Annotated in this window: 2 protein-coding genes; both read right to left on the minus strand. The window is 66.7% G+C overall.

The window, feature by feature from the left end:
- Nucleotides 1–151 precede the first annotated feature (151 nt).
- Nucleotides 152–562 (minus strand): Rid family hydrolase, encoded by a 411-nt coding sequence (locus AB0I10_RS41210; protein ID WP_214354659.1) that lies wholly within the window; start codon nucleotides 560–562, stop codon nucleotides 152–154.
- Nucleotides 563–740: 178 nt separating this feature from the next.
- Nucleotides 741–908, minus strand: coding sequence for a hypothetical protein (locus AB0I10_RS41215; protein ID WP_363157862.1), 168 nt, complete (start codon nucleotides 906–908; stop codon nucleotides 741–743).
- Between the last annotated feature and the right edge of the window lie 260 nt (nucleotides 909–1,168).

Here is a 1,168-nt window from a genome sequence, read left to right on the forward strand (position 1 = left end):
CGGCGGGGGCGGTGCGTCCTTGTCCCCCCCCCGGGGGGGGGGGGGCGGCGCGGGGGCGGGGGCGGGCTGGGCAGTGGTGAACCAGAGCATGTGGGTGTCCTTCTGGCGGACGCCTGGCCATCCCGCGTTTGCGGTGTCCTTGGAAGAGGTCTCAAGAATCGAGCACGGCGGCGACGGCCTCGATTTCAACGAGTTGGTCCTTGTAGCCGAGCACGGTGACGCCCATCAACGTGCTGGGAACGTCATGGTCAGCGAACGAGTCCCGGACTACCTGCCAGGCGGCCACCAGGTCCTCCCGCCGGGCCGATGCGACGAGAACCCGTGTGCTAATGACGTCCTGGAGTGACGCGCCTGAGGCAGTAAGAGCGGCCTGCATGTTCTCGATGGCTTTCGCTGCTTGGCCCGCGTAGTCCCCGATCGCAGCTGTGGAGCCGTCATCGTTCAGCGGACACGCCCCTGCAAGGAAGATCAGGCGTGACTCGGCGGGCGCCGTGGCCGCGTAGGCGTACTCGGCGACGTCGGACAGGGCGGTGGAGCGGATCAAAGTGATGGCACGAGCCACGGTCGTGGGGTCCTTTCCCCTCGGATGTTCACCGCGGACATCCTGCCAACGGCCAGTTGGCTTCCGCCTTCCCTTTTCTCGCCGCCCCGCGAGAACGCCGCCATTTCTGCTCGACATTCACGAACCGCATGATCACCAACTGACTCCGGAACCAGTCGACAAACGCTGTTCCTAGACATCAACGAAGCCACTGGCCGACATCGAGACGCTCACACGCCGCACCACCGAGCTGGAACAGCAGATTCTCGACCTCCGCAGCGAACTGGCGGAACGGGATGAGGACCTCGAAGCGGCCCGCGCCGCGAACCGTGAGTTGATGGCCCAGCTCAACCGCTGACCGTGTCATCGCCGTCACCCCCACGTCAGGGCGACGGCGTTGATCGCCAGATGCACTGTGTTGTCCGCGATAATGACCAGCGCGTTCGCAAGGCCGGATGGGACGGCCACCGGCGATCCTTGGTTCGCCTGGACGTCAGCCCACTTCACCCGCCGTGAGGCGGGCGCCAAGAGGTTCCTCGCCAGGCCAGGTACTTCACCGCCGGATAGCGGTCCAGCACGACGTGCGTCACCACGACCACGGACGAGCGGGCGGGCGGGCGGGCGGGG

Source organism: Streptomyces sp. NPDC050636 (genome assembly GCF_040654775.1).
In the GTDB taxonomy this organism is placed as follows: domain Bacteria; phylum Actinomycetota; class Actinomycetes; order Streptomycetales; family Streptomycetaceae; genus Streptomyces.